This is a genomic window from Pseudanabaena sp. UWO311 (assembly GCF_006937785.1).
Classification (GTDB): domain Bacteria; phylum Cyanobacteriota; class Cyanobacteriia; order Pseudanabaenales; family Pseudanabaenaceae; genus Pseudanabaena.
This window is the reverse complement of record NZ_SJEE01000015.1, coordinates 43917-68506: the sequence shown is the minus strand read 5'-3', so window position 1 is coordinate 68506 and position 24590 is coordinate 43917. Positions and strand designations below refer to the sequence as shown.

The following is a 24590-nucleotide window of genomic DNA, read 5'->3' as shown; positions in this document are numbered from 1 at the left end:
CTCGCCATGCGAGCCTTTTTTATGACCGAAAGATGATCGCTTGATTACCGCCTTTTTGTAGTTCGTAGGGAACTTGGATGATTTCCGAGCTAATTCCTTCTTGGGCTAATGTGCTAGATATTTCATCAATGTAGGGCGATCGCGCTTGGGCAAGAGTTAATAGTGGAAATATTCTCACTTCTTCAGCAATGCGGCATAGCTCACGAATTGAGTCTAAATGGAACTCAAAACTGAGATGCTCAGAATAGAGAAATAGAAAATGTGAACATAGAGCAAGCTGAAATTGCTTATCTTGAAAATCTAGTTTTGGCAATTCAGCGTTAAGATATCTACCTGCGATTTTGCCGCAATCGTAATCTTCGAGAAATAGAGAAATTGCTTTTTCGCGATTAGTGCGTAAATCTTCTGGGGATTTGTGGTAGCTCCAGATCCAATTATTTGGTGTGTTGCGAACCTGTTCGATGATGCCATCAACACATGCATCAAAGCGTCTTTGGATCTCTGCACCAGTAAACTGATAAATCGGATCGATTGATGTAACTAGATAGCCTGCGGCAGTCATTTCGGCATTAAAGCTTGCGGGCCCGTCACCTATGCCAATTATGGATTTAAGGCGATCGCTTTCTGAGATCGCAAACATCAACTCATATTCAGTTTTAGAACGTCCAAACGGCACAACGTTATCTAAGATCATCATGATTTCGTGACCACAATATGATTTTGCTTAATTTTATCTTGGGGCTTTACTCCAACCATTTGCGATCGCCTCAGACTCAGAACAAAACCAGCGCTCTCCTTTGCTCTCATTAATGTTGGTTGTAGCATAATCTTCCATACCTGGCAGGTGATACAACTTACTCCCTGTACTTACGGAAATATTGCCTTTAATATTGCAATTTTGACTCGCTATAGCTGAGTTTTGAGAATTTACAAAGGTTTCTGGAGACGTAGTAGCTTGTTTAGAATTACTAGAGAAACGACTACGTGAAAAAACACCGCTCAGACTAAGGCTGATAGCTAAACCCAATCCCAATAAACCAAATATAACTTTACGACTCGCGTGGTTATTACTTTGCTTATTTCTTGGAGTTAGCTTTGCTATAGATTGGTTATTAGATATTTGATTAGAACTACGAGCTCTTTGAGTTGAGACTTTAGGTTGGTTGAGAACACCTTGAATTGAAGCTTTAGATGCACGTATTTTTCCGTTTTCTTCGGTAACTTCTTCGTAAAAGATAGTATCTCCCGCTATAGGGCGACGACTTGCCCCTTTTAATACGCTGATATGAAGGAAAACTTCTTTGCTGCCATCATCAGGTTTAATAAATCCAAACCCTCGATCATCTTTCCAAGTTGTTAATTGTCCCTGATGAGGAAAAGATTGCATAAAATATCGTTATTTTGTCTTTTTTCTAGATTAACCCAAAATGACAACTTAGATTTTCAAGAAAAATATAAAAAAATGTGGACAATACAATGTATCGTCCGCATTTTTTGGAAATTAATAGAGAGCAGTTATTATTACAAAGCTGACGCTAATTTCAAATCGCTAGTTTCTAGGATCTGTTGAAGTTCTTCAGCATCAACTGTTTCACGCTCAATCAAGTCATGAGCGATCTTATCAAGAACATGTCGATTATCAATTAGGAGTTGCTTGGCGCGACGGTAAGCATCAGCTACCAAAATGCCAACTTCTTCATCGATAGTAGCTGCGGTTTCTTCGGAGAAGTCACGCTCAGCAGCAATGTCACGACCGAGGAACATATTGCCATTGGAACGACCAAGAGCAACAGGTCCAAGCTTATCGCTCATACCGAAACGCATTACCATTTGACGAGCAGTCGAAGCAACTTGTTGAAGATCGCTAGATGCACCAGTGGTAACTTCCTCATCTCCAAAGACGATTTCTTCAGCGATGCGACCACCGAGGGCAACTGCCATCTGGTTTTGCAAATAGGCGCGGCTTTGCATTCTTTCTTCAGTAGGCAAGAACCATGTCAAACCACCAGCACGACCGCGAGGAATGATCGTTACTTTTTGGATTGCGTCATAGTCGGGCATCAATGCACCAACTAGGGCATGACCAGCTTCATGATAGGCAACTAATTCTTTGCGCTTTTCGCTCATAACGCGATCTTTCTTCTCTGGTCCAACCAAGACGCGATCTACCGCATCGTTAATTTCATCCATGGAGATTTCGGTCAGGTTGCGACGAGCAGCGAGAATAGCAGCTTCGTTCAACAAGTTAGAAAGGTCAGCACCAGTGAAGCCTGGAGTACGACGGGCAATCTTTTCAAGATCGACATCCTTCGATAAGGTTTTGCCGCGTGCATGGACTCCGAGAATTTCCAAACGACCTGCGAAGTCGGGGCGATCGACCACAACTTGGCGATCAAAACGACCTGGACGTAATAACGCCGCATCAAGGACATCAGGACGGTTAGTTGCCGCGACGATGATGATACCTGTATTACCTTCAAAGCCATCCATTTCTGTCAGCAATTGGTTCAAGGTTTGCTCACGCTCATCATTGCCACCACCAAGCCCAGCGCCACGCTGACGACCGACGGCATCAATTTCATCGATGAAAACAATACAAGGTGCATTTGCCTTTGCTTGCTCGAATAGGTCACGCACACGGGATGCGCCCACACCAACGAACATCTCGACAAATTCAGAACCAGAGATGCTAAAGAATGGTACGCCAGCTTCACCAGCAACTGCACGAGCTAGCAAGGTTTTACCAGTACCAGGAGGCCCAACTAGCAATACGCCTTTAGGAATCTTTGCGCCGACAGCAGTGAAGCGATCGGGGTTTTTGAGGAAATCTACGACTTCAGTAAGTTCAAATTTGGCTTGCTCAATACCAGCAACATCGGTAAATGTAACTTGGGTTTGAGGCTCCATTTGCACACGAGCGCGGGATTTACCAAAGTTCATGGCTTGGTTGCCAGGTCCAGATTGAGCGCGGCGTAGTAGGAAAAATAAACCGACTAATAGCAAAATTGGCAAAATCAAGCTGCTTAAGGTTTGCACTAAAGCACCGTCAGTGCGACGAGGGGCAACATCTAGCTCAATGTTATTTTCTCTAACAGTTTTAGTAAACTCAGGGTCGTTAGGTAGATTTACCCGAACTTTTTTCTTGCCTTCAGGACCACCAGGTACTGTCACTTCCGCAAAAGAGCGATCGGGACTAAGGGTGATTCTGGAAACACCTGCTGGTTTCTTTCTGACTTCTTCGATTAGCTTGCTGTAGCGCCATTCACCTTGTGTGGCTGGCTGACTATCGAGCAGGGTTGTGCCTAAGGTAATGACGACAATGCCAAGCAGTGCGTACAAACCAAAATTTTTCCACTTTTTATTATTATTGTCGTTTTTATTATTGCTTTTCACTACTACCGCTCCATCGATAAAAGTGTTCTTAGATGATTTTGCCAAGAACGAATGATTTAATTAACTAATCTTAACGCAAGCAGTCTAGGATCTGTCCAAGTCACGCCAGAATCCGTCTTTGGATCGATAATATGGCGATCGCATCTCAACACACCAAAAACTTTATCGCCCAATGAGCGGACGAAAATACTTTGGGATTTGTTGTTTAATTTTTTCGTGCTCAAATACAAACTAAGTTTTTTGTTAATGTCCCTTTGCGATCCTTTCAAATTCGGAAAAACAAACTGACAAACAGCAAAATCAAGCTGCGAAGGGTTTGAGATAATTCGCCATCGGCACGACGGGGGGCAACATCTATTTCAATATTATTTTCTGTAACAACTCTGATCAAATTGGGGTCGTTTGGCAAATTCACGCGAACTTTTTTCTTGTCATCAATTCCGCCAGAGATCGTTACCTCTGCAAAAGAGCGATCAGGACTAAGGGTGATTCTTGAGACACCAGCAGGTTTCTTTCTGACTTCTTCGAGTAGCTTGCTGTAGCTCCATTCTCGCTGTGTGAGTGGCTGACTATCGACGGGATTTGTTGTTAACGTAATAACGACAAGACCTAAGAGTGAGTACAAACCAAATTTGTTCCACTTTTTATTGTTGCTTTTCACTACTAAGGCTCCATCAATAAATGTGTTTTCATTTGTGGGGTTATGTTAATGCGCCATCAAACCGCCATCAAAAGTTATAAGGTGTATTACGCGATCGCTAACGCACCCAGTGCTCTAATTTTAGAAGAGAGTTGCGTCGCAACTCTCTTCTTGGTATAAAAACGAAAATAGTTAAAAATATGCGTGTTGTCTTTTTTGGGACTCCTGATTTTGCAGTTCCTACCTTAGAAAAATTATTGTCTGAGCCAGATTTTGAAGTTGTGGGCGTGGTTTCCCAACCTGATACTAGGCGTGGTAGAGGCAATCAAGTTAGTCCGCCGCCAGTAAAAGCTGCCGCGATCGCAAAAAATCCTGACCTCAAAATTTGGCAACCTGATCGCCTCAAAAAGGATAAAACTGTACTTGAGTCACTTGAGGCACTTGAAGCCGATGTATTTGTAGTAGTTGCCTATGGACAGATTCTCTCGCAAAAAATCTTGAATATGCCAAAGTATGGCTGTGTTAATGTCCATGGTTCGCTCTTGCCAAAATATCGTGGTGCGGCTCCGATCCAATGGGCGATAGCCAATGGTGAAAGAATCACAGGTATTACGACCATGCAAATGGATGCAGGCATTGATACGGGTGCGATGTTACTCAAAGCAGAATTAGAAATCTTGCCTGAAGACAATACAGACACCTTGAGTATGAAATTAGCTAATCTTGGTGCAGATTTATTAATTGATACTTTACAGCGCTTAGAGACGATTAAACCTGAACCTCAAGATGATGCTTTATCATGCTATTCACCAATGATTGGGCGCGAAGATTGGGAACTAAACTGGAAGCAAGAGGCGATCGCATTGCATAATCGTATTCGTGCTTTCTATCCCAATTGCTACACAGATTTTCGTGGACAAAGATTGAAAATTACCAAGGCAGAAGTTGTATCCGAAGTAGAGAGTCTTGGTCTTGTGGGAAAAGTGATAGAGATTAGTAAAGGTAAAGGATTTGTAGTGCAGACTGGTAAAGGGCTATTGCTGATTAGAGAAGTACAACCTGCTGGTAAGAAATTGCAATCAGGATGGGATTTTGTCAATGGAGCAAGAATCGCGATCGGGGAATCTCTTCCATAAAAAAACCAAGAACTCAAGTTCTTGGCTAAAAGCTCAAGTCTGCTGAAGCAGACTAAAGAATTATTCTAATTAATCCGTTTCAACGGTTTTGGGCTTTTAGCCCGCACTTGATTGCAGGGATACAGCTTGAGTGTATAGTGGCGACTTTTTTATGGTTTCTTAGCTGGAGGACTACTAGGTGCTTGGGCTGGATTCGTGAATGGAGCCTTTTGTGGAGAAAGAGCAGCAAGACGCTTTACCTCGTCTTTAAATTCAGCAGGAGCCAACTCTAAGCCTTTATCAAACAATTTCTTGGCTTCATCTTCCTTACCTTGAATTTGTCTCAATTGGGCCTTGCCAACATAAGGACGAAAGTCTTTAGCGCTTTCTTTAATCATCTGATCATAAGTTGCGATCGCCTCATCAATGCGATCTTGTTGACGATAGACTTCACCTAAAATCCAACGAACTGAACCAGTATCCACAGCATTTGCTTGAACTTTGTTGGCTGTTTCCGCAGTCTTGAGAGTATCTTGGAGAATACCGATCGCGGCTTCAGGGCGTTTATCGGTTAGCTCGATGCTAACGATACTTTGGAGCGCAGGAATATACCCCGGCTTGGTGGTCAAAATCTTGCGATACTCTGCTAGCGCATTTTTAGGGTCTTTAAGCTCAATGTAAGTACGCGCTAAAGTCATGCGATATTCGGGCTGATCTGGAAAGGTATCAGCAAGGGTTTGTAGCGGTTCGATGGTTTCTTTCGTTTTGCCAAGTTGGTTTCTGAGATTTACAAGACCAATCAAAGCAGTTTGATTTTTAGGATCGCTTTTTAGTACGGCTTCAAAACCCTCGATCTGGATCTTGATCCGATCTTGCTCTGAGGTATTTGCGTTGGCATTATTAGCTGCTTGCGGATTAGGTGATGAAAATAACCCACCGATCAGTGGTGCGATCGATACGCCCAAAAACGAGAGCGTAACTACGATTAAGACACCATTAATAATCCATTGTCTTGCTGTACGTTGAGTCACAATATTTACCCTAAATGAAAAATACATCATAGTGTAACCCAACAATAAAACCACGGGGTAGTGATAAATAGATAAGGATGGGCGGAGCGAAGCTCCGCCCATCCTTATCTATCAGCAACCACGGGGCAAGCCAGAATTAACCTCAATAAAAATCGCTGTATAATCAAAACAACCCATAAGTTCAGGAGCCAAAGCCGATGGTTAGCCAACTGAGCAAGCCTGACATCATCTATCCCGAAAGTGACGGGAAACCTATGGCAGACAATACTAAGCAGTTTCGATGGATTTTGACAATCCAGCAAAATATTGACTGGCTATACAGTAATGATCCTCAAGTATTCGTTGCTGGCGACTTACTTTGGTATCCCGTTGAGGGACAAACCCAAACTACTGCGGCTCCTGACACAATGGTGATATTTGGTCGTCCTAAAGGCGATCGCGGATCTTACAAACAATGGGAAGAGAATAATATTGCGCCTCAAGTTGTCTTTGAGATTCTCTCACCTTGCAATAAATCTGTAGATATGGCAAGAAAGCTACTTTTTTATGATCGCTACGGCGTTGAGGAATATTACATCTACAATCCTGACAATAACGATCTAGAAGTTTTGATTAGAAATGATGGCAGTTTGGATCGCATACCCAAATCTCATGATTGGGTCAGCCCTCGATTAGATATTCGCTTTGATCTGACCAATGAGCTGCAAATTTATCGTCCAGATGGAACTAAGTTTTATTCTTATATCGAAATCAATACCATGCTGGAGCAGGAATGCTTACGTGCAAATCAAGAAAGTCTCAGGGCTGAGCAGGAATTTTTACGTGCTGAGCAAGAACGCCAACGTGCTGAGCAAGCCTCAGAACAACTTAATGAAATGGAAGCGATGCTTAAACAATATCGCGATCGCTTTGGCGAACTGCCTAAATAAAGAATCTTTAGTACCCAGCGAAGCCACTCACTAAGGATTCTCATATAACTACAAAAACGTAATTCGTAATTCGTAATTAAGTAGCTACAAAATCGTGAGTGGATCGACATCGATCGCAACTCGCACAGCCTTAGAATTAACCAACATTCGCAACTCTTCTAGACTTGGTACATTGGGTAAAATTTCAGGAGCAAACTTAAGTAAAATCTGCCAGCGATAACGATTAGCGACTTTTGCGATCGTGGCGGGAGTTGCTCCTAAGATATCCCAATCATTCTCTAATTGACGCAAATATTCCGCTAATTCATTAGCTGACTTCTCAACGGCGGTATCACTCTCACTACTGAGATGAATCAAGACCATCTGTCCCATCGGTGGGTAGCGCAAAGCAGCACGCATTTCTAACTCTGTCTGCATAAATGCTTCCAACTGATAGGTTTGCACCGCTTGCATGGCAGGATGCTCAGGCGTATAGGTTTGCATGATTACTTTGCCATCTTCTTCGCCACGACCTGCACGACCTGCCACCTGTAGCAAGGTTTGGGCGGCTCTCTCTCCTGCGCGATAATCCGAGAAGTTTAATAATCCATCTGCCGATACTACACCCACTAAAGTTACTTGCGGAATATCTAAACCCTTAGTTAGCATTTGCGTTCCCACTAATAAGTCTGCTTCTCCAGCACGAAACTGATCGATTAATAGACGATGCTGATCCTTATTGCGCGTAGTATCACTGTCAAAGCGAATCAAGCGAATATTTGGAAATAATTTTGCGAGTTCCTGTTCCACTTTTTGAGTTCCACTGCCAAAATGCTTAAAATAGGGTGAACCGCATTCAGGACAAGCCTTGGGCTGAATTAGGGTGTAGTTGCAATAGTGGCAGCGTAAATGGGCAGATTTTGGTTGATGTGCTGTTGGCGAGATGGGATCGTGATAGGAGAGCGAAACATCACAGTTAGGACATTCGGCAACATAGCCACAGGATCGACAAGATACAAAAGTGCTATAGCCACGCCGATGGATGAAGAGAATCCCTTGCTGTTTTGCTTCAAGCATCTCTGAGATCGCATCTTGCAACTTGCGACTTAAAATCGAGTAATTGCCAGCTTTAAATTCATCACGCATATCCACAACTTCAATCGGTGGCATGTCTTTGTTGCCGATGCGATGGGGAAGTTCTAGATAGATTGATTTACCTTCTTGATGAGCATAGATTACTTCCGCCGAAGGAGTTGCTGAACCGAGGACGAGGGGGATATTTTCTAATTGAGATCGCCATTCTGCGATCGTCCGCGCATGGTAACAGGGTTGGGGCTGATCCTGCTTAAAACTATTATCATGCTCCTCATCCATGACGATTAAGCCCAAATTAGAAAGCGGTGCAAACACTGCCGATCGCGTACCGATGACAATTTGAGCTTCACCCGTAAGCATCAATCGCCATGTATCAAAGCGCTCTCCTTCAGATAGTTGACTATGATAAACATTCACCTTCGCATCACCAAATCTCGCTCGAAAGCGATCGGTAAGTTGGGGAGTTAAGCCAATTTCAGGAACGAGAACTAATGCCGATTTTCCTGCGGCGAGTACGGCAGCGATCGCTTGCAGATATACTTCTGTTTTACCTGAGCCTGTGACTCCATGCAGGAGAAAATGTGGTGCAGATTGATCTGCGATCGCCTGCAAAATTTGTTGCAATGCTGCCTCTTGATCGGGTGTGAGCGCTTTAGGACGATCGCGTGTGACTGTATGACTTTTTCCACCTAATCGTAGTGACTCTTGTTTAGCGATCGTGACGTAGCCTTTATTTGCCAGAGTTTGTATAACCGAAACTGAGGTCTTCGCGATTTTACATAATTGTGTTTTTAAACTTTCCCCACCTTGATGCTGCAAAATCGTGAGAATCTCTGCCTGTCTTGTAGTGACTTCACTATCTGGTGCTTTAAGTAAAATGACTACATCTTCATACTTAGGCTGTGGACGATTTGGCAGTTCTAGGACTGTATCAATCCATTCTAATTTTTGAAGTTCCTTTAAGCCTGAACTAGTATATCTACCAAGCTTTTGTTGAATATAACGACGACTAATTCCCTTAGGATTATGCTTATGCTCTTGCAAAAAATCCCAAACCATTTGTGCTGCTTTGGGTAGTCTTAATTGAGGATTTGGTTCTGCCGAAGGCAGAACCAAATCCTCATGCTTTACTTTAATTCGGTAATGAGACTGATCGAGCAACTTAGGAGGAAGAGCAGTTTTTACTGTCTGCATGACAGGTGTACGATAATAATCCGCCGTGCGAATCAACATCTCCCAATAAGTCCTTGGGAAAATGCCTGAGCTAACTACAGCACTAACTGATTTAATCTCTGTATCTAAGTTTGCGATCGCAGAAGTGTCAGAAATTTGTAATGCGATCGCGCCTACATGACGAGTACCTAATGGAACGCTGAGAATATCTCCTATTTGAATATTAATATCTTCAGGAATGCGATAGGTCAGCAAATCCTCAATACCAATACAATCAACGATGACGCTGACATAGCGATCGCAATTAATATCCGTTAAATCAAATAGTTCCATGTGTTCGACAATTTTCCCAAGCGTAGGCGCTATTATATTTGTTACTGGGTTTATTGGCGAGCGTCTTGTTATAGGATAAGTAAATTAGAACCCCTTTCAGGGAAAGCATTGGTTAGGATGTACATGGATAGCGATCGCTTAAATCAAAGCCAAAATACACTCGCGATCGCTCGGCTGCTTTGAAAATTACGAATGTGCGTAAAGTCTACATATTTCTCTTGTGATTAGTAAGCATCTTTGCGATGACTAACACTTAGCAATAGAATGATGAGTTCTTTGTCTTGAACTTTGTAAATGATGCGATAATCGCCAAATCTAATCCGATAGGTTTCATCGTATCCCTTTAGCTTTTTGACTCCAGTTGGACGTGGCTCATTAGTCAGCGATCGCACTGCCGTAATTGCCCGATCTCGTTGAGTTTTTGGCAAGCTATCAAGTTGTTTTTGAACTGGTTTGGGGATAAGGACTTGATAGCTCATACCTGATTTGATGCGTATTGTTCAAGGGTGAGATAGTCTCCTAGTTCATAGGCTGTTTGGGATGCGAGGATCGTGTCTTGTTCTTCGGTGGTAATTTCGGTATCGATATAACGGGTTTTGAGAAATAGCACAAAGTCGAGTGCTTCGGCTAGGAGTGCATCAGGAAATAATTCTACTTCTTGAATTAGTTGTTCTTTGATGGTCATAGTTGAGTTAGTTGATGAATTGGTGTTGAGTTAATTTTACTGTGTCTTTTGAATTTGCTGTAACATACACCTGCGATCGCTTGGCTGCTTTAAAAATTACGGATGTGCGTAAAATCTCCCGTTCTGAGATTTCTGTGGCAGATATTTTAAGCGCAAGCAACAGTCTGTACTTTGATATCCACTTGAAGGGTTTTACGCAGGACTTTGAGAATAGCGGTGAGATTATCCATTGTGGGATTTCCTTTTGCAGAGAGCATTCTATGAAGGCTTTTGCTGGGTTTTGAGGTGGCGATCGCTAGTTCTTCAAATCCGATAGTGGCATTAACGAGATCTCTCAATATGAGTCTTGCGGTTTCTGGTTCGCCATTTAGGAAAAGGGAAATGGCTTCGTCAAGTAAAGCGGCGGCAAATGCGGAATCTCTTTGGACTCTTGCATTAACTGTTTCTTTAGAGTCGCGTGTTAGGGGGATAGTTGTCATTTTTTCTTATCACTTTTGCCGCAGCGATCGCATCTAGATTGTCGAACCATTTCTGATAAGGATTTGAGCCATCTTCTTGGATATATTCTTGAACTTTCATGTAAAAACTAGAGTAACTTATATGTTACTTTCAAATCAGAAACTAGAGTAACTTATATGTTACTTGCGGTCAAGACATATTTTAGCGATCGCCTAAATCAAATCCCAAATATACTTGCGATCGCTAAACTGCTTTAAAAATTACGGATGTGCGTAAAATCTACTTGGATTGGGCAAGATTTTGCCATGATATAATTACAAAAATACGGCTTTGGTATTGATACGAAGAAAGTTTATTATTGGTTTGACAGATGACTGTTTTAAAATTTTTGGATGAAAAAGTTTATATGCGATCGCTTGTCACTGAAATAATTAATGGTGAATCCTATAGCTATTATCCCCTTGGACAATATGTTGTTCGGGCTATGGGAGTTTGTGGCGATCGCCCAACTTTTAAGTACACTCGGATTGAGATTGCGGGTGTGATGGAGCGATTAGCTAAGGGAGAGAATGTTGAAAATATTGTGCTTGGTTTTCGGGGAAGGGTTTCGCGTGAGGCGATCGCTGAGGCGATTCAAGTTGTGACAACTCATTTTCTTGAGAGTCTTCCTATTTTGAGTGCAGCATGATTGTCCTTGACGAACAGCTTTTAGGCGCGAATCTGGAACGGGTGATCGGCAAATGGTATCAGGGTAATGTTTGCTTTATTACGGATTTACGACCTAATTCGATTATTAAAGATGAAGCGATTCCTATGTTGTTGCGAAAAGAATCGCAACCTACTTTCATCACTATCAACGAGCGGGATTTTTGGCGAAAAGTAGCAATAAGTGAATATTTTTGTATAGTCTGCTTTAATCTGCCAGATTCGCGTGCTTCCGAAATCTCTCTTCTACTCAGAAATCTCTTCCGTCATCCTGAGTTTAATATAAAAGCAAAACGGATGGGAAAGGTGATAAGGAGTGCTGATAGTAATGTTAGCTATTATTCTACTGGCAATATAGAAATCCAAGAATTTACTTTACAGATTCAGTAACAATTTCACGCCTAAATCAAAACGAAAATACACTCGCGAGCTTGGCTGCTTTAAAAATTACAGATGTGACTTTGATCGTGATTGGCACTGGAATGTTAAAGAGGGATGAGTCGCGCAAAGTATTTCTGGTCAAGCTTTTCACGGCTTTGCAGTCAATCGCCATAAATCCTTACTGGATAAGCCTTACAAGCATTTATCACTTCTTTAGCAACCAGTGCCCTCACAGAGTATCTCCAGAAACTAAAGCGATCGCCTGATTAATAATTGTATTGCGATCGACCATCGCACCCAACTCAGCCGACTCATATTTTCCCTCAAAAGCCTCACCCGCAGCAGCATCTAACGCGATATCATAAGCCTCTTCTATCGTCTCGCGTAGTTCTGAAGGTTCGCAATAATTTCCTTTAGCTTTACGTCGTTGGTTAGTACGCTGAATTTCTCGTACCGAATTTTTAATCGAAAGATCCCACGATCTTGTAGTGCGATTTTCGGCAAGTTGTTTGATCAGATGCATCAGCAAGATTTTGGCAAAGCTATAAATCTTGTTGATTTTGTCATCCTTGCTCATTTCTGTCATCTCCTCAACCAACAACAAAGCATCGGAGATATTGCCACTTAGCAAAAATTCCTTCAGTTCTAATAACTCTTCCATCGCCTAAGCCTCCTGAGTCAAATCACCCAAATCAATATCACCCGTTACCTTGACATTCTCCAGCATCGTCTGATCAACTGATCAACTGCCAGATGGCGCTGTTTGTAACACAGTCTCCGTATTTGGAGCCTTACAAATGAGAACAGACCAAAGCGATCGCGCTAGCTCCACCGTCTCATCGGTAATATTGTCACCAACCTTTGTTAACGAGCCTGTACCCACAATCACCAACAAACCCACAAGCAGAGAAACTGGTTCCATATTTGCACCGATGATATACCAAGATTTTTATTTTATCGTATAGATAAAGATCCTCGACTTTTTGTGTGACTCGCAAAAGTGATCTACTCTTGCACATAAAAAGTCGGGGCTCTGCGCTTTACACCTCAACCACCGTAAGCTGAAACGATGCTGCAAAAGAAGTTACAGGCAAGCGATCGCCATTATTTTCAAACATAGAAATTGTGCGATCGCTAAAATTGCAAGAATTTGAGTAGAAGCTGTCATATATTGGATTCAGCCCACTGAAGACAAATTATGAAAACAAATAATACTGAACCTTGGTTACAAAAAGAACTATTACAACATATCCAATTATTACTTTATAGTTTTCATCATTGGACTGGCAACAATCTAATCCCAATCACCAATTACCAATCACCAGTAGAAATTGCTAATTTACTATTTAACGCAAATCTCGTAGTTGTTTCCCATGGTACTCAAGCTGATCCAATCCTCAACTATGGCAACCAAAAAGCACTTGATTTATGGAAGATGGATTGGCACACTTTTATCTCAACTCCATCACGATATACTGCTGAGGTAATGGAACGTAGTGAAAGAGAACAACTTTTAGCACAGGCAAAAGCTCAAGGATTTATTAGTAATTATCGCGGGATCAGGATTGCGAGTACAGGCGATCGCTTCTACATTGACAAAGCGATTATCTGGAATGTAGTAGACGAAGAGGGGAAACTTTGGGGGCAAGCCGCAACTTTTCGCAACTGGGAAGCAATTTAAACCTCAAAAATTGAGATGCGGTTTGCGCTACCTCTATTTTTGGTAACTCCTGTAGCGGCAGCTATATATTAAAATTATTTACAATTGAATAAGATTCAATACAGAATCGTTACGACGCTATACCTAAGAAATTCCTAAGAACAGAACTATGATTGTCGCAATCCCAGAACCTTTTAAAACTGTGGTGACCTTTGCTCACCCACTGCTGATGCTCGCAACTTTATTTTTGGCACTTTATGCAGGTTATGTCGGCTGGCAATATCGCAAAATTCGCAGCTCTGAGGGGGAAGAGAAAAAAGCTCTGATCGCCAAACGATACAATATTCTTCACCACAAGCTTGGATCGGTATTTTTGGTGCTGATGGTAGCGGGCGCTGTTGGCGGTATGGCTGTTACCTATAACGACAATGGCAAGTTATTTGTGGGTGCACATTTATTAGCGGGTCTAGGTTTAGCATTTTTAGCAGCCCTTTCAGCTGCTTTTGCGCCAATATTGCAACAGGGCAAAGAATGGGCAAGGATAACTCATATCACTGTAAATACTGCCTTGATTGGAATTTTTGCATGGCAAACCTTTACAGGTTGGCAAATCGTACAGAGAATTTTAGAAAAAATGTTTAAAGCTGCCTAATATCGCTAACCTAAAAGAGAATTGCGGCGCATCGCGCCGCAATTCTCTTTTAGGTAATGTCGCAAAGCGCCTTTTTGGCTTAACGATAGTTCGTGAATTGAAGCGCGAGGGGAAAGTCTTCTGCTTTTACGAGTTGAATGATTTCTTGGAGTTCGTCTTTTGATTTGGAAGTAACCCGTAAAGCATCGCCTTGGATAGAAGCTTGGGCTTTTGGGAAAGCATCACGAATAATTTTAGAAAGTTTTTTTGCTTGATCCTGTTCAATACCCTTTTTTAGCTTAATAATTTGCACGACTCGATTACCGCTAGCAGAATCGATTTCGCCGTAGTCAAAGATTTTTAGAGATAAGCCTCGTTTGATCGCTTTAGATTGCATCACATCGACCACAGCAGTGAGAGTCATTTCACTATTAGTGTTAATCGTTATCGATTCTTTTTCAAGTTCAACTTCTGTTTTGGTGCTTTTTAAGTCATAGCGACTGACAATTTCACGGCGCGTTTGATCGATCGCATTGACAAGTTCTTGATGATCAAAATCGCTAACCACATCGAATGAATAACTGGAAGCCATATATTTATTTTAGATTTTAGATCTAATTGCGTAATGTATCCCATCCTACCAAAAAACCAATAACAGAAAGTTAGCGCTTTGCGCCAACCTTCTGTTATTCCCATAGGCGCTTGCCTTCAGAGCCTTGCAAGCGATCGTGAGTGTCACGCAAAAGCTTAGGGATATCTAAATTTTCTGGACAGCGAGGCAAACAATCGCCACAGTCAGTACAGCGAATCGCTTTACGACCGGGGAACCAATGCCCCGCATTTTCAAACATTTTGTAGCGATACTTGCCAAATTCCACCATATCAAAACTGACGGCTAAGTTTCTTAGGCGTAACACTTCGGGAATATTGATGTCTTCAGGACAAGGTAAGCATTCGTAACACTGGGAACAGCGATCGCCTTCTAGAATTGTATAGCGGCGATTAATGCAATCAAGAACTGCTTGCTCTAACTCGGACATTGGTTCATCATTGTCCCACGCATCCTGATGGGAGTCGATTTCGGCAGGATTAGCTGCGCCGAGGCTGAGAGTATGTACACGGGGATCGCTGAGCAGGAAGCGATCGCACATATAGAGAGCCGTAAATGGATAGCTTATGCCTGCTAATTCCTCCGAAGGGTTATACAGCATTCCGCCTTTATCCGATGGCGAGATGATGAATACACCCATATCTTTCTCATGGGCAAGCTGCACGGCAGCAGCATTACGCTGGTTGAAAAAATAATAATGTAAGTTGATCGATTCAAATAAATCGGTGTTGATCGTATTGAGAATTACATCAAGGGGGGCATGGGTGGAGAATCCGACATGACCAATCATTTTTTGATCGACTGCTTCTCTGACTGCTTTCATGCAGCCATTTGGATCTGTGACTAGATCAAGATGCTCTTGTAAGTTAATTCCATGAATATCAAAGTTATCGATATAGTCCACATTCAGCTTTTTGAGGGACTGCTCGATCTGGCGACGCATTGAGTCAGCATCTTTGGTTGGCGAAATTTTAGTAGTTAGATAAAAGCGATCGCGTTGTTTACTCAATCCATTTCGCATCGCCTTACCGATAAATTCTTCACTCTTGCCATAGCCTTGGGCAGTTTCAATATGATTGATGCCAACTTCTAAGGCTCGTGAGATCGTTCGATGAGCATTATCCGCCGATTCCATATAGCGCATCGCTCCTAACGAAAAGACTGATAGGAGCATCTCAGTTTTGCCAAAACGACGGTAGCGCATAGTAAATACCTAGATTGTTTAACTGATGTTACGTGGAAATCAGATGATGAATCTCTTGCTGATAGCGAAGCAGGGCAACCACGGGGGGATTGCCCCTACACCAAAATTTAAAGGTTTCTGTAAGGGCTGTGCCCCCGTGCCAGCCCTAAACCTATGCCATTACTGGAATCCTTCACGTAACATCAGTGTTTAAAACTGACGACGGGCGAATATGAGAATAGCGATCGCTAAGGTCAACAAGGCATAGCTCAAAATATAAACGCCATTGTTAAACATATCTAGCAAACTTGGCAGAATATTATAGACTGCTTCATTTTTGAGGTTAGCACGAGATAAATCGGGCAAAATCATATAAAAAGTGCGCGTTACTGTTTGCAAACCAGAATTTTTAGAAATCTCACCTAGTAGCAACAAATCACGACTAAAATTTCCGATTAAATAGGCGGCTAGGGTCAGCAAAGAAGCAATTAGCGAACCTGAAAAGGAACCAAATAAAATTGCGATCGCCCCTAGCAACATAATTTGCCAAAAGATAAAAAAGTTAGCCACGAGAATCGCAGGGATCGGGATCGGAATGTTTTTGATTGCCATCAGAGCAATAAAAATGACGGTCATAATCGACACCAACGCCCCAACCACGGCTGTTAAGCCTAGATGCTTGCCTAACACAAATTCAGTGCGGTGCATTGGCTTAGCAATTAAAATAAAAATTGTGCGCTTGTCGATCTCTTTATTGATGAGATTTGTGCCAACCAAAACTGCCACAATCAAACTCACTACCTCGATCGCTGCGATACCAACATCAACGATCATCTTTGCCGATGAGTCATAGGAAAACTCTGGCAGCATCAGCATCGCTGACACCACAATCACGGTATATAGCAAAGATAAGTAAAGTACCTGTTCGCGCACAGTTTCGCGAAATACATTGGTAGCGATCGCCCAAACGCGACCTAAACTTAGACTAATATTCAGGCTAAAGTTCATAGGTCAACAAAATCCTCAATAGTCCTAACATGATTGCATTTTACCGCACAATTAGATGGGCTATCGCCGAGTGTATCAACCCAATAGAGAGTGGCGGCGCAAAGCGCCGCCACTCTCTATTGGGTTTTGATTTTGATCTAACTTGACTGACGAGAGCTATAAGTGCCTGTCTAATTGTGCGTTATGCTAACAACCTATGAAAAACTTGCCATCAATTCTTCCCTTTATCCAAGAGTTAACCAAGCAAGTGGGCGATCGCCTGCTTGCAGATTTTGAGCAGACGCGAGTGGCAATCTCTAAGGACGATGGTAGCCTTGTGACGAAAAGCGATCGCTGGGCGGATGCCTATATCAAAGCTGCACTCGAAAAAGAGTTTCCTGAATATGGGGTATTAACTGAAGAATCAACCCAAGTTTTGCCAGATCGTGAATGGGCTTGGGTAGTCGATCCCCTTGATGGCACAACCAATTTTGCAAGGGGAATTCCGATTTGGGGCATATCTTTGGGACTATTGCATCACGGTACACCCGTTTTTGGTTATGTCGCGATGCCACCATTACGCCAAAATATTTACGGCTGGTCAGACGAGCATGGTTCGGCGGCATTTTTTAACGACACACCGATTCATTTACCCGAAGTTTCGCCCGATCCTGATGCGCTTGGCAATTATTTCTTTAGTGCCTGTTCTCGCAGTCTCGAAAAAATGGGTCGCTCGAAATTCCCTTTTAAACTGCGGATGTTGGGTGTGGCTAGCTATAACATTTTGACGGTTGCGATCGGCTCCACTATTGGCGCAGTAGAAGCTACTCCCAAGATTTGGGATATAGCGGCTGTATGGGTGATCCTGAAAGCGATCGGCGCTGTCTGGGTTCCCTTAGAAGCTTCCCCAAATATCTTTCCATTAGAAATGGGCAAAGATTACAGTCAGAAAAATTTTCCAACTTTAGTAGTTAGTCATGCTGAGCTTTTACCAATGGCACAAGAAATAACAAAACCATTTACCCTTTAGTCGCAATGCGATCGTCAAATACAAAACATTCACCTTGCCAGAGGCTTTCTTCAGGAGGGACTTCTGCTAAATATTTGAGAATGCCACCTTTGAGATGGTAAACCTCGTCAAAACCCTTGGCTAACATATAAGCACTTGCCTTCTCGCAACGGATACCACCTGTGCAGAACATGGCAATTTTTTGTTGCTTATTATTACTGAGATTATCTTCTAGATATTTAGGAAACTCATAAAAAAAATCTAAATTAGGATTGATCGCACCTTCAAAAGTTCCAAACTCGACTTCATAAATATTGCGCGTATCAATAACTAACACATCAGGATCTCTAATTAGCTGATTCCAATCTTGAGGTTCTACATAAGTTCCCACTTCTTTACTAGGATCGATATCGGAAATCCCAAACTTTACAAGTTCTTTTTTTAGCCTCACTCTCAGCTTGTTATAAGGCATGACATCAGAGGTAGTTTCCTTATGTTCCAAATTTCGCAAACGGATATCAGATCGTAAGTAACTCAAGAGAGCATCGATACCTTCTCGACTACCTGCGATCGTTGAATTAATACCTTCCTGTGCTAATAAAATTACGCCTTTGAGTTCGTGATTATTACAAAAATCCGTAATTTTAGGACGCATGGATTTGTAATCAGTTAGATCCGCAAAATGATAGAACGTAGCAACAACAAAAGGCTCAGATTTTTCTAAGTACTTTGCGAGAGACTTTTCCATTACAAAATTAGTTAATTTTTCACCACGACAAGTTACTTGTTGCTCCTTAACCACAGCAAATCCGCGACTTTTAAAAAAGGCTCTCGCGGTGATACTTACTTCCACAAATAAACGTTCTATTTTTAATTCTAGAGCCTTAGCCTCGATCGCTCTATATAGCCTAGTACCTACACCACAGCGCTGATAGTCCTTATGGCAATAGAAACAATCAATATGACCATCAGTTTCTAGTTGTGCAAAACCAATAATTTTGTTTTCTTCTTCGGCAACGTAGGTAAAGTTGCTAGAGCAATCTTCTGTCCAATCAGTGAAATATAAATCATCGGGTGCCCAAGCTTGAACCTGTGCAGGCAAGTAGTCGCGAATATTGACCTCTCGAATTGTGTCATGGAATAACTGCGCGATCTGTTCGCTGTCTTGTTCTTGAAATAGTCGAATTAGCATAGTTTAATCTCAAATATTAAGATGGGCGGCGCATAGCGCCACCCATCTTATACAATAACGTGATCGCAGGTTGTTTATGTGAGTAAACCCCAAAAAGCAAATCGCCCGCGTAGCGGACGATTTGCTTTTTGGGATGTCAAGCTATTTACCAATACAAAATCTACTAAAAATTTGATCTAAGACAGATTCGGTAACTTCTTCACCAGTGATCTCACCGATCGCACTAATGGCATCTCGTAAATCAATTGTCCAGAAATCAAGTGGTAACTGATCAGCGATCGCTATTTGGACATTAGCTAATGATTGAACAACTCGTAATAAACAAGCTTTTTGGCGCTGATTGATGGCAACTTCGAGATTAGCCGCCGCGATCGCATCTTGGTGGATACATTGCAAAATTGCTGCTTCTAGATCCTCGATTCCCTGTTGCTGAGAAGCTGCGGTTTTAACAATAGGGAATCCCTCACCCCCCAGCCCCCTCTCCCGCAGGAGAGGGGGAGTAAGAATTTGCTCTTGCTCCCCTCTGCCTATGGGAGAGGGGCTGGGGGTGAGGGCAATATCAATCTTATTAATCACCAAAATTACAGGGCGATCGCACACAGTTGCATAGATTTCCGCATCCTTCTCAATCCAACCGACACTGGCATCGATTACCATCAATACTAAATCCGCAGACTGAGCAGCTTGGCGCGATCGCTCTACACCGATCTTCTCTACCACATCTTCAGTTTCTCTAATCCCTGCGGTATCGAGAACTTGAATAGGAATCCCACCAACTACCAATTGTGAATCGACAACGTCACGGGTTGTCCCAGGTAAATCCGTAACGATCGCCCGATCGCTACGGCTCCATGCATTTAACAAACTGGATTTACCAACATTTGGACGACCAACGATCGCTACTTTTAGCCCAGTTCGTAATAGTTCACCGCGATCGGCAGTTGCTAAAATCTGTTGTGATTCCTGAGAAACTGCGAGAATTTCTGCTTTTACCCATTTCACATCAAGGGGTGGTAAATCATCTTCAAAATCAATTCTTGCTTCAATTTCCGTTAAAACATTCAAGCATTTACTACGCAAATATTTTAAAGACTGCGCGAGTTTGCCACGGAGAGAAGCGATCGCTGCCTGAGCAGCTTGAGCTGACTTAGCTCCGACTAAATCATTAATACTTTCAGCTTGGGTAAGATCGATCCGACCATTGAGAAAGGCTCTTAAACTAAATTCTCCTGCCTCCGCTAACCTTGCACCTTGCTCTAGACAAAGATTTAGCACCTGCTGAACTGCCATAATGCCCCCATGACAATGAAATTCCACGACATCTTCACGGGTAAAAGAACGTGGCGCTTTCATCAATAACAAAAGACTTTCATCGACAATGGCTTTCGTCGAGGGATGTTTCACATAGCCATAAAGAATGCGATGACTTTCCCATGCTTGCTTGCCCCCTGCATAAAAAATTTGCTGCGCGATCGCTACCGCACGATCTCCTGACAATCGCACAATACCCACACTGCCCTGTTGTGGCGAAATAGCAGTAGCAATTGCCACGATCGTATCAGATAAACTCATTAACTACCCTCAAAAACGGCTAAATGACTTATGATTATTTACAGAACTTTACGCTAAAGCCCGAACCAATGAATTTGGTGGAAGTGTTGATTTGCAACACTTCCACCAAATTCATTTTGGTTCGTTTGACCGAAAATTATTGTATAATCGATATATATCAAGATAGATATATGATTGTATCTAAAAATTAAAAATCAATTTTGCTTGGTTGGGGAAATATATCTGACAAAAGAGGCTTTTCAGAATATCAAGGCTTTTTTAATATACTAACTTTTATCTGTTTTCGGGCTAATTTTTTATCCGCGTCCTCTTAAATTATGGCTAAAGCTACTAAAGGTGATTTATCAATCTACCAAAAAAGGCGTACCAATTCTCCAAATCGGGCGACAGAAAAAGCAGGGAGCTATGAGATTAAAGAGTCTCTAAGATTGCACCAAGCAATTTTAGATAGTGCCAATTACTCGATTATTGCAACGACTGTGGATGGGGTGATTTGTGCTTTTAATGCCACAGCTGAGCGTTGGCTGGGTTATTCAGCTTTAGAAATCATAGGGAATTGTACTCCTGAGCGCTTTCATGATCCTTTGGAAATTCAACAACAGGCGTTCAGCTTAACAAAAGAGCTAGGGAGAGAAATTTCCGCAGGGTTTGAGGTGTTTATTGCCAAAGCAAAATTAGGACAAATAGAAGAAAGCGAGTGGACATATATTTGTAAAGATGGATCGCGATTTCCCGTGATGCTCTCTATTTCGGCGCTGCGGAATGAAGATAATCAGATTTCAGGTTTTTTAGGCATTGCTAGCGATATTTCCAAGCGAAAGCAAGCCGAAGAGAAGTTGCAAGAAACGCTACACGAGCTAGCATTTCAAAAATTTGCCCTTGATCAAGCTGCGATCGTTGCAGTTACTGATTTGGATGGGAAGATTACTTACGCAAATAGTAAATTTTGCGAAGTCTCTGGATATAGTCAAAACGAGCTATCAGGCAAAAATCATCGAATCATTAACTCTTCGTATCATCCACCTGATTTTTTTGCCGAGATGTGGAATACTATCTCCAGTGGAAAAGTATGGCGTGGTGAAATTCGTAATAAGACTAAAGATGGAACGCTTTACTGGACTGATAGCACGATCGTACCTTTATTAAACGATCATGGTAATCCCGTAAAATATCTATCAATTCGCTTTGATATTAGCGATCGCAAAAAAAATGAAGAAACTCTACGCCTACAAGAACGCGCGATCGCTTCTAGCCACAATGGCATCGTGATCACAGACTGCCTCCTCCCTAACAATGCAGTTGTCTATGTAAATTCTGCATTTGAAAAAATCACGGGCTATAAATCGAGTGAAGTAATCGGCAAAAATTGTCGCTTCTTGCAAGGAACCGATGTATTCCAACCTGAGAAAGATATTCTTCGGAATGCAATTAATAAAGGAGAATCTTGCAACGTTGTGATCAGGAACTATCGCAAAGATGGCTCTTTATTTTGGAATGAATTAAATATTTCTCCTATATTTGACGACATGGGGAAATTGACTAATTTTATTGGTATCCAAACTGATATTACAGCCCGTAAAGAGGCAGAAAAAAATTTAAAAAGGCAAATGCGCCTCACCGTATTACTTAATCGAATTACTGACGAAATTCGCCAAAGCCTTGATATTGAGAGTATTTTTCAAACGGCTGCTCATCAAATTCAGTTAGCTTTTCGAGCCAGTCGTTGCCTCATATACAAACTAGACTATGAAGAGAAAAACTCAGTTCTAGAACCTCAGATTTCTCTGATGTCAGAGCAATTAGCTGAGAAGATCTTTTCAGTAAAAGATATTGAATTACCTCTGTTAAATAGTGCTTTTGGACAAAGAGTTAGTAATCAAGATCAGGCGATCGCAATTACCAATGTTTACGCAGAGGAAGATTTAGGTGATCTTGGGGAATTATTCTATCGAATGCAACTGCGATCGCTTTTAGCTATACGCACTTCATCCCATGGATTGACCAATGGCATTATTTTATTGCACCATTGTAATAGCTTTCACGAATGGACAAATGAAGAGAAAGAGTTGCTTGAATCCGTGGCAAACCAAGTCAGCATTGAGCTATCTCAGGCAAATTTACTCAAACAAGAAACCCGTCAACGGGAACAACTCATCAAACAAAATGCCGAATTAGAAGAAGCCCGAATTATTGCGGAAGCTGCCAACCGCTCAAAAAGTGACTTTTTAGCAACTATGAGTCACGAGATTCGTACTCCAATGAATGCGGTAATTGGGATGACAGGAGTCTTACTCGACACAAATCTAACTAAAGAGCAACGAGAATTTGTGGAGATTGCCCGTAATGCAGGTAGTACCTTGCTAACAATCATCAATGATATTTTAGACTTTTCTAAAATTGAATCAGGACATCTAGAATTAGAAGAACAAACCTTTGATTTGAGAACTTGCTTAGAAGATACCATCGAATTGCTATCAGCCAAGGCATTAGAAAAAGAGATTGAACTCGATTATTTTATTCATCCAGATGTGGATTTGATTGTAATTGGTGATATGAATCGATTACGGCAAATTTTAGCAAATTTAATCGTTAATGCCATCAAATTTACTAGTCGCGGTTCTGTGAATATTTCGGTTACACAAGTACTCATTTCACATTATTTGCGTTGTGAACTCAGTGATCACCAAGAAGAAACTCAGTTATTAAGAACCTTACAATTCGCAGTTAAGGATACGGGAATTGGCATTCCTAGCGATCGCTTATATCGATTATTTCAACCCTTTAGCCAAGTTGATGCTTCTACCACAAGGCAATATGGTGGTACTGGGCTAGGACTGGCGATTAGTAAGCATCTATGTGAACTCATGGGCGGCACAATGTGGGTGGAGAGCAGTGTTAAGGAAGGTTCTACCTTTTACTTTACGATTACTGCTCCCGTGAATGTTTGGGGACAACCTACGACAATCAGTATTTCTCCCACTCAGCCTAGGACTCGAACTTATTCAGGTTTACAGAAGCAAAGCTTTGTTTTTGATCCCCACATAGCTAAGCATCATCCATTGCGAATTTTGCTAGCTGAGGACAATATTGTTAATCAAAAAGTTGCTATACATATTTTGCAGCGTATGGGCTATCAGGCGGATGTGGCAACTAATGGGTTAGAGGTATTATCTGCACTTTTACAGCAACCCTATGACTTGGTGTTCATGGATATGCAGATGCCAAAGATGGATGGGATTGAAACTACCAGAGCGATCGAACAAAATTGTCAAAATGGCAAAATCATATCTAGACCGAGGATTGTAGCAATGACCGCCAATGCCATGCAAGGAGATCGAGAGATCTGTCTAGCGGCAGGTATGGATGACTATCTCAGCAAACCTATCCATAATTCCGAACTCGTGCGGGTGTTAAGGGAATGTCCATCAGTGACGCTAAGTAGCCCTTTGACCTTAGCTTCAATCAACATGTCTACGCTTCAAGAAGCAGCAAGTGACATCGGCGGCGAAGATCCAGGATTTTTGATAGAACTAATCGACAGTTATCTAGATAATTCACAATCGCTCCTCCAAGAGTTATATACTAGTTTTGCACAGGAAAATTTTGAGGTAATGTTGCTGACAGTGCACACCTTAAAATCTAGCAGTAGTGTCATTGGTGCTGAAGATCTAGCAACTCTATGCCGTGAATTGGAAACAAACCTACGTAATCAAGCATATGAGGACTTGGATATCAAAATCAATAAAATTACTGATGAGTATGCAAATGTTAAATCTGAATTGGAGCATGAAAAATATCACTAAACTCTTCAGGTAGACGCATATCTAT

General features: G+C 41.9%; 25 protein-coding genes. 8 read left to right on the top strand and 17 right to left on the bottom strand.

Annotated features, from left to right (window positions below):
• Window positions 1-19: 19 nt before the first annotated feature.
• The 4 genes from PseudUWO311_RS13020 to PseudUWO311_RS13005 form a co-directional block, all read right to left on the bottom strand.
• Window positions 20-697 (bottom strand): SAM-dependent methyltransferase, encoded by a 678-nt coding sequence (locus tag PseudUWO311_RS13020; RefSeq protein ID WP_142655667.1) that lies wholly within the window; start codon window positions 695-697, stop codon window positions 20-22.
• Between the two features lie 33 nt (window positions 698-730).
• The gene (locus PseudUWO311_RS13015) at window positions 731-1387 is read right to left on the bottom strand and encodes a cold shock domain-containing protein (protein ID WP_142655666.1); all 657 of its coding nucleotides are present in this window, start codon (window positions 1385-1387) and stop codon (window positions 731-733) included.
• Window positions 1388-1521: 134 nt separating this feature from the next.
• Window positions 1522-3393, bottom strand: coding sequence for an ATP-dependent zinc metalloprotease FtsH (gene ftsH, locus PseudUWO311_RS13010; RefSeq protein ID WP_142655665.1), 1872 nt, complete (start codon window positions 3391-3393; stop codon window positions 1522-1524).
• Window positions 3394-3658: 265 nt separating this feature from the next.
• A complete protein-coding gene (locus tag PseudUWO311_RS13005) occupies window positions 3659-4018 on the bottom strand; it encodes a hypothetical protein (RefSeq protein WP_142655664.1) in 360 nt (119 codons plus the stop codon).
• A gap of 215 nt (window positions 4019-4233) precedes the next feature.
• On the opposite strand from PseudUWO311_RS13005, the gene fmt reads away from it, so the two are divergent.
• On the top strand, window positions 4234-5169 hold the full coding sequence (fmt, locus tag PseudUWO311_RS13000) for a methionyl-tRNA formyltransferase (protein WP_142655663.1): 936 nt from the start codon (window positions 4234-4236) through the stop codon (window positions 5167-5169).
• A 149-nt stretch (window positions 5170-5318) separates the two neighbouring features.
• On the opposite strand, the gene PseudUWO311_RS12995 is transcribed toward fmt, so the two are convergent.
• Complete coding sequence (locus PseudUWO311_RS12995; RefSeq protein WP_142655662.1) at window positions 5319-6179, bottom strand: tetratricopeptide repeat protein; 861 nt, start codon at window positions 6177-6179, stop codon at window positions 5319-5321.
• 197 nt (window positions 6180-6376) lie between these two features.
• On the opposite strand from PseudUWO311_RS12995, the gene PseudUWO311_RS12990 reads away from it, so the two are divergent.
• Complete coding sequence (locus PseudUWO311_RS12990; protein ID WP_142655661.1) at window positions 6377-7108, top strand: Uma2 family endonuclease; 732 nt, start codon at window positions 6377-6379, stop codon at window positions 7106-7108.
• An 84-nt stretch (window positions 7109-7192) separates the two neighbouring features.
• Here PseudUWO311_RS12990 and priA read toward each other — a convergent pair whose 3' ends face one another.
• From priA to PseudUWO311_RS24625, 5 genes are all read right to left on the bottom strand, one after another.
• Window positions 7193-9688 (bottom strand): primosomal protein N', encoded by a 2496-nt coding sequence (gene priA / locus PseudUWO311_RS12985; protein WP_142655660.1) that lies wholly within the window; start codon window positions 9686-9688, stop codon window positions 7193-7195.
• Window positions 9689-9912: 224 nt separating this feature from the next.
• Entirely contained in the window at window positions 9913-10167 is a 255-nt protein-coding gene (locus PseudUWO311_RS12980) for a type II toxin-antitoxin system RelE family toxin (protein WP_142655659.1), read from the bottom strand.
• Window positions 10164-10373 carry a DUF2281 domain-containing protein gene (locus PseudUWO311_RS12975; RefSeq protein WP_142655658.1) on the bottom strand — a complete coding sequence of 70 codons (210 nt, stop codon included), beginning with the start codon at window positions 10371-10373 and terminating at the stop codon, window positions 10164-10166. Before PseudUWO311_RS12975 ends, PseudUWO311_RS12980 begins: the two co-directional genes overlap by 4 nt.
• A gap of 146 nt (window positions 10374-10519) precedes the next feature.
• Window positions 10520-10843, bottom strand: a complete 324-nt coding sequence (locus PseudUWO311_RS12970) for a DNA-binding protein (RefSeq protein ID WP_142655726.1) — start codon at window positions 10841-10843, stop codon at window positions 10520-10522.
• Window positions 10821-10952, bottom strand: coding sequence for a hypothetical protein (locus PseudUWO311_RS24625; protein ID WP_263363486.1), 132 nt, complete (start codon window positions 10950-10952; stop codon window positions 10821-10823). Before PseudUWO311_RS24625 ends, PseudUWO311_RS12970 begins: the two co-directional genes overlap by 23 nt.
• Window positions 10953-11202: 250 nt before the next feature.
• Here PseudUWO311_RS24625 and PseudUWO311_RS12960 point away from each other — a divergent pair, with 250 nt between their 5' ends.
• A complete protein-coding gene (locus PseudUWO311_RS12960; protein WP_223807561.1) occupies window positions 11203-11520 on the top strand; it encodes a DUF433 domain-containing protein in 318 nt (105 codons plus the stop codon).
• The gene (locus tag PseudUWO311_RS12955; protein WP_142655657.1) at window positions 11517-11927 is read left to right on the top strand and encodes a hypothetical protein; all 411 of its coding nucleotides are present in this window, start codon (window positions 11517-11519) and stop codon (window positions 11925-11927) included. The genes PseudUWO311_RS12960 and PseudUWO311_RS12955 overlap by 4 nt, the downstream gene beginning before the upstream one ends.
• Window positions 11928-12147: 220 nt before the next feature.
• Here the strand turns inward: PseudUWO311_RS12955 and PseudUWO311_RS12950 are convergent, their stop codons facing one another.
• Together PseudUWO311_RS12950 and PseudUWO311_RS12945 are read right to left on the bottom strand one after the other, a co-directional pair.
• Window positions 12148-12579, bottom strand: coding sequence for a DUF29 family protein (locus tag PseudUWO311_RS12950; RefSeq protein ID WP_142655656.1), 432 nt, complete (start codon window positions 12577-12579; stop codon window positions 12148-12150).
• A gap of 81 nt (window positions 12580-12660) precedes the next feature.
• Window positions 12661-12840 (bottom strand): hypothetical protein, encoded by a 180-nt coding sequence (locus PseudUWO311_RS12945; RefSeq protein WP_142655655.1) that lies wholly within the window; start codon window positions 12838-12840, stop codon window positions 12661-12663.
• A 276-nt stretch (window positions 12841-13116) separates the two neighbouring features.
• Between PseudUWO311_RS12945 and PseudUWO311_RS12935 the strand changes: the two genes are divergently transcribed.
• Both PseudUWO311_RS12935 and PseudUWO311_RS12930 read left to right on the top strand, forming a co-directional pair.
• On the top strand, window positions 13117-13599 hold the full coding sequence (locus tag PseudUWO311_RS12935; protein WP_142655654.1) for an MEKHLA domain-containing protein: 483 nt from the start codon (window positions 13117-13119) through the stop codon (window positions 13597-13599).
• A gap of 148 nt (window positions 13600-13747) precedes the next feature.
• Window positions 13748-14230 (top strand): DUF4079 domain-containing protein, encoded by a 483-nt coding sequence (locus tag PseudUWO311_RS12930; protein ID WP_142655653.1) that lies wholly within the window; start codon window positions 13748-13750, stop codon window positions 14228-14230.
• A 79-nt stretch (window positions 14231-14309) separates the two neighbouring features.
• On the opposite strand, the gene PseudUWO311_RS12925 is transcribed toward PseudUWO311_RS12930, so the two are convergent.
• The 3 genes from PseudUWO311_RS12925 to PseudUWO311_RS12915 all read right to left on the bottom strand — a co-directional run bounded on the left by PseudUWO311_RS12925 (window position 14310) and on the right by PseudUWO311_RS12915 (window position 17010).
• On the bottom strand, window positions 14310-14801 hold the full coding sequence (locus PseudUWO311_RS12925; RefSeq protein ID WP_103669122.1) for a YajQ family cyclic di-GMP-binding protein: 492 nt from the start codon (window positions 14799-14801) through the stop codon (window positions 14310-14312).
• Between the two features lie 94 nt (window positions 14802-14895).
• The gene (locus tag PseudUWO311_RS12920; protein ID WP_142655652.1) at window positions 14896-16023 is read right to left on the bottom strand and encodes an aldo/keto reductase; all 1128 of its coding nucleotides are present in this window, start codon (window positions 16021-16023) and stop codon (window positions 14896-14898) included.
• Between the two features lie 189 nt (window positions 16024-16212).
• A complete protein-coding gene (locus PseudUWO311_RS12915) occupies window positions 16213-17010 on the bottom strand; it encodes an ABC transporter permease (protein ID WP_142655651.1) in 798 nt (265 codons plus the stop codon).
• Between the two features lie 196 nt (window positions 17011-17206).
• Between PseudUWO311_RS12915 and PseudUWO311_RS12910 the strand changes: the two genes are divergently transcribed.
• Complete coding sequence (locus tag PseudUWO311_RS12910) at window positions 17207-18019, top strand: inositol monophosphatase family protein (protein ID WP_142655650.1); 813 nt, start codon at window positions 17207-17209, stop codon at window positions 18017-18019.
• On the opposite strand, the gene PseudUWO311_RS12905 is transcribed toward PseudUWO311_RS12910, so the two are convergent.
• Both PseudUWO311_RS12905 and mnmE read right to left on the bottom strand, forming a co-directional pair.
• A complete protein-coding gene (locus PseudUWO311_RS12905; protein WP_142655649.1) occupies window positions 18009-19190 on the bottom strand; it encodes a rhodanese-related sulfurtransferase in 1182 nt (393 codons plus the stop codon). The two genes, PseudUWO311_RS12910 and PseudUWO311_RS12905, sit on opposite strands and share 11 nt — an antisense overlap.
• A 141-nt stretch (window positions 19191-19331) precedes the next feature.
• A complete protein-coding gene (mnmE, locus tag PseudUWO311_RS12900; protein ID WP_142655648.1) occupies window positions 19332-20762 on the bottom strand; it encodes a tRNA uridine-5-carboxymethylaminomethyl(34) synthesis GTPase MnmE in 1431 nt (476 codons plus the stop codon).
• Between the two features lie 317 nt (window positions 20763-21079).
• Here mnmE and PseudUWO311_RS12895 point away from each other — a divergent pair, with 317 nt between their 5' ends.
• Entirely contained in the window at window positions 21080-24565 is a 3486-nt protein-coding gene (locus tag PseudUWO311_RS12895) for a PAS domain S-box protein (protein ID WP_142655647.1), read from the top strand.
• Window positions 24566-24590 lie beyond the last annotated feature (25 nt).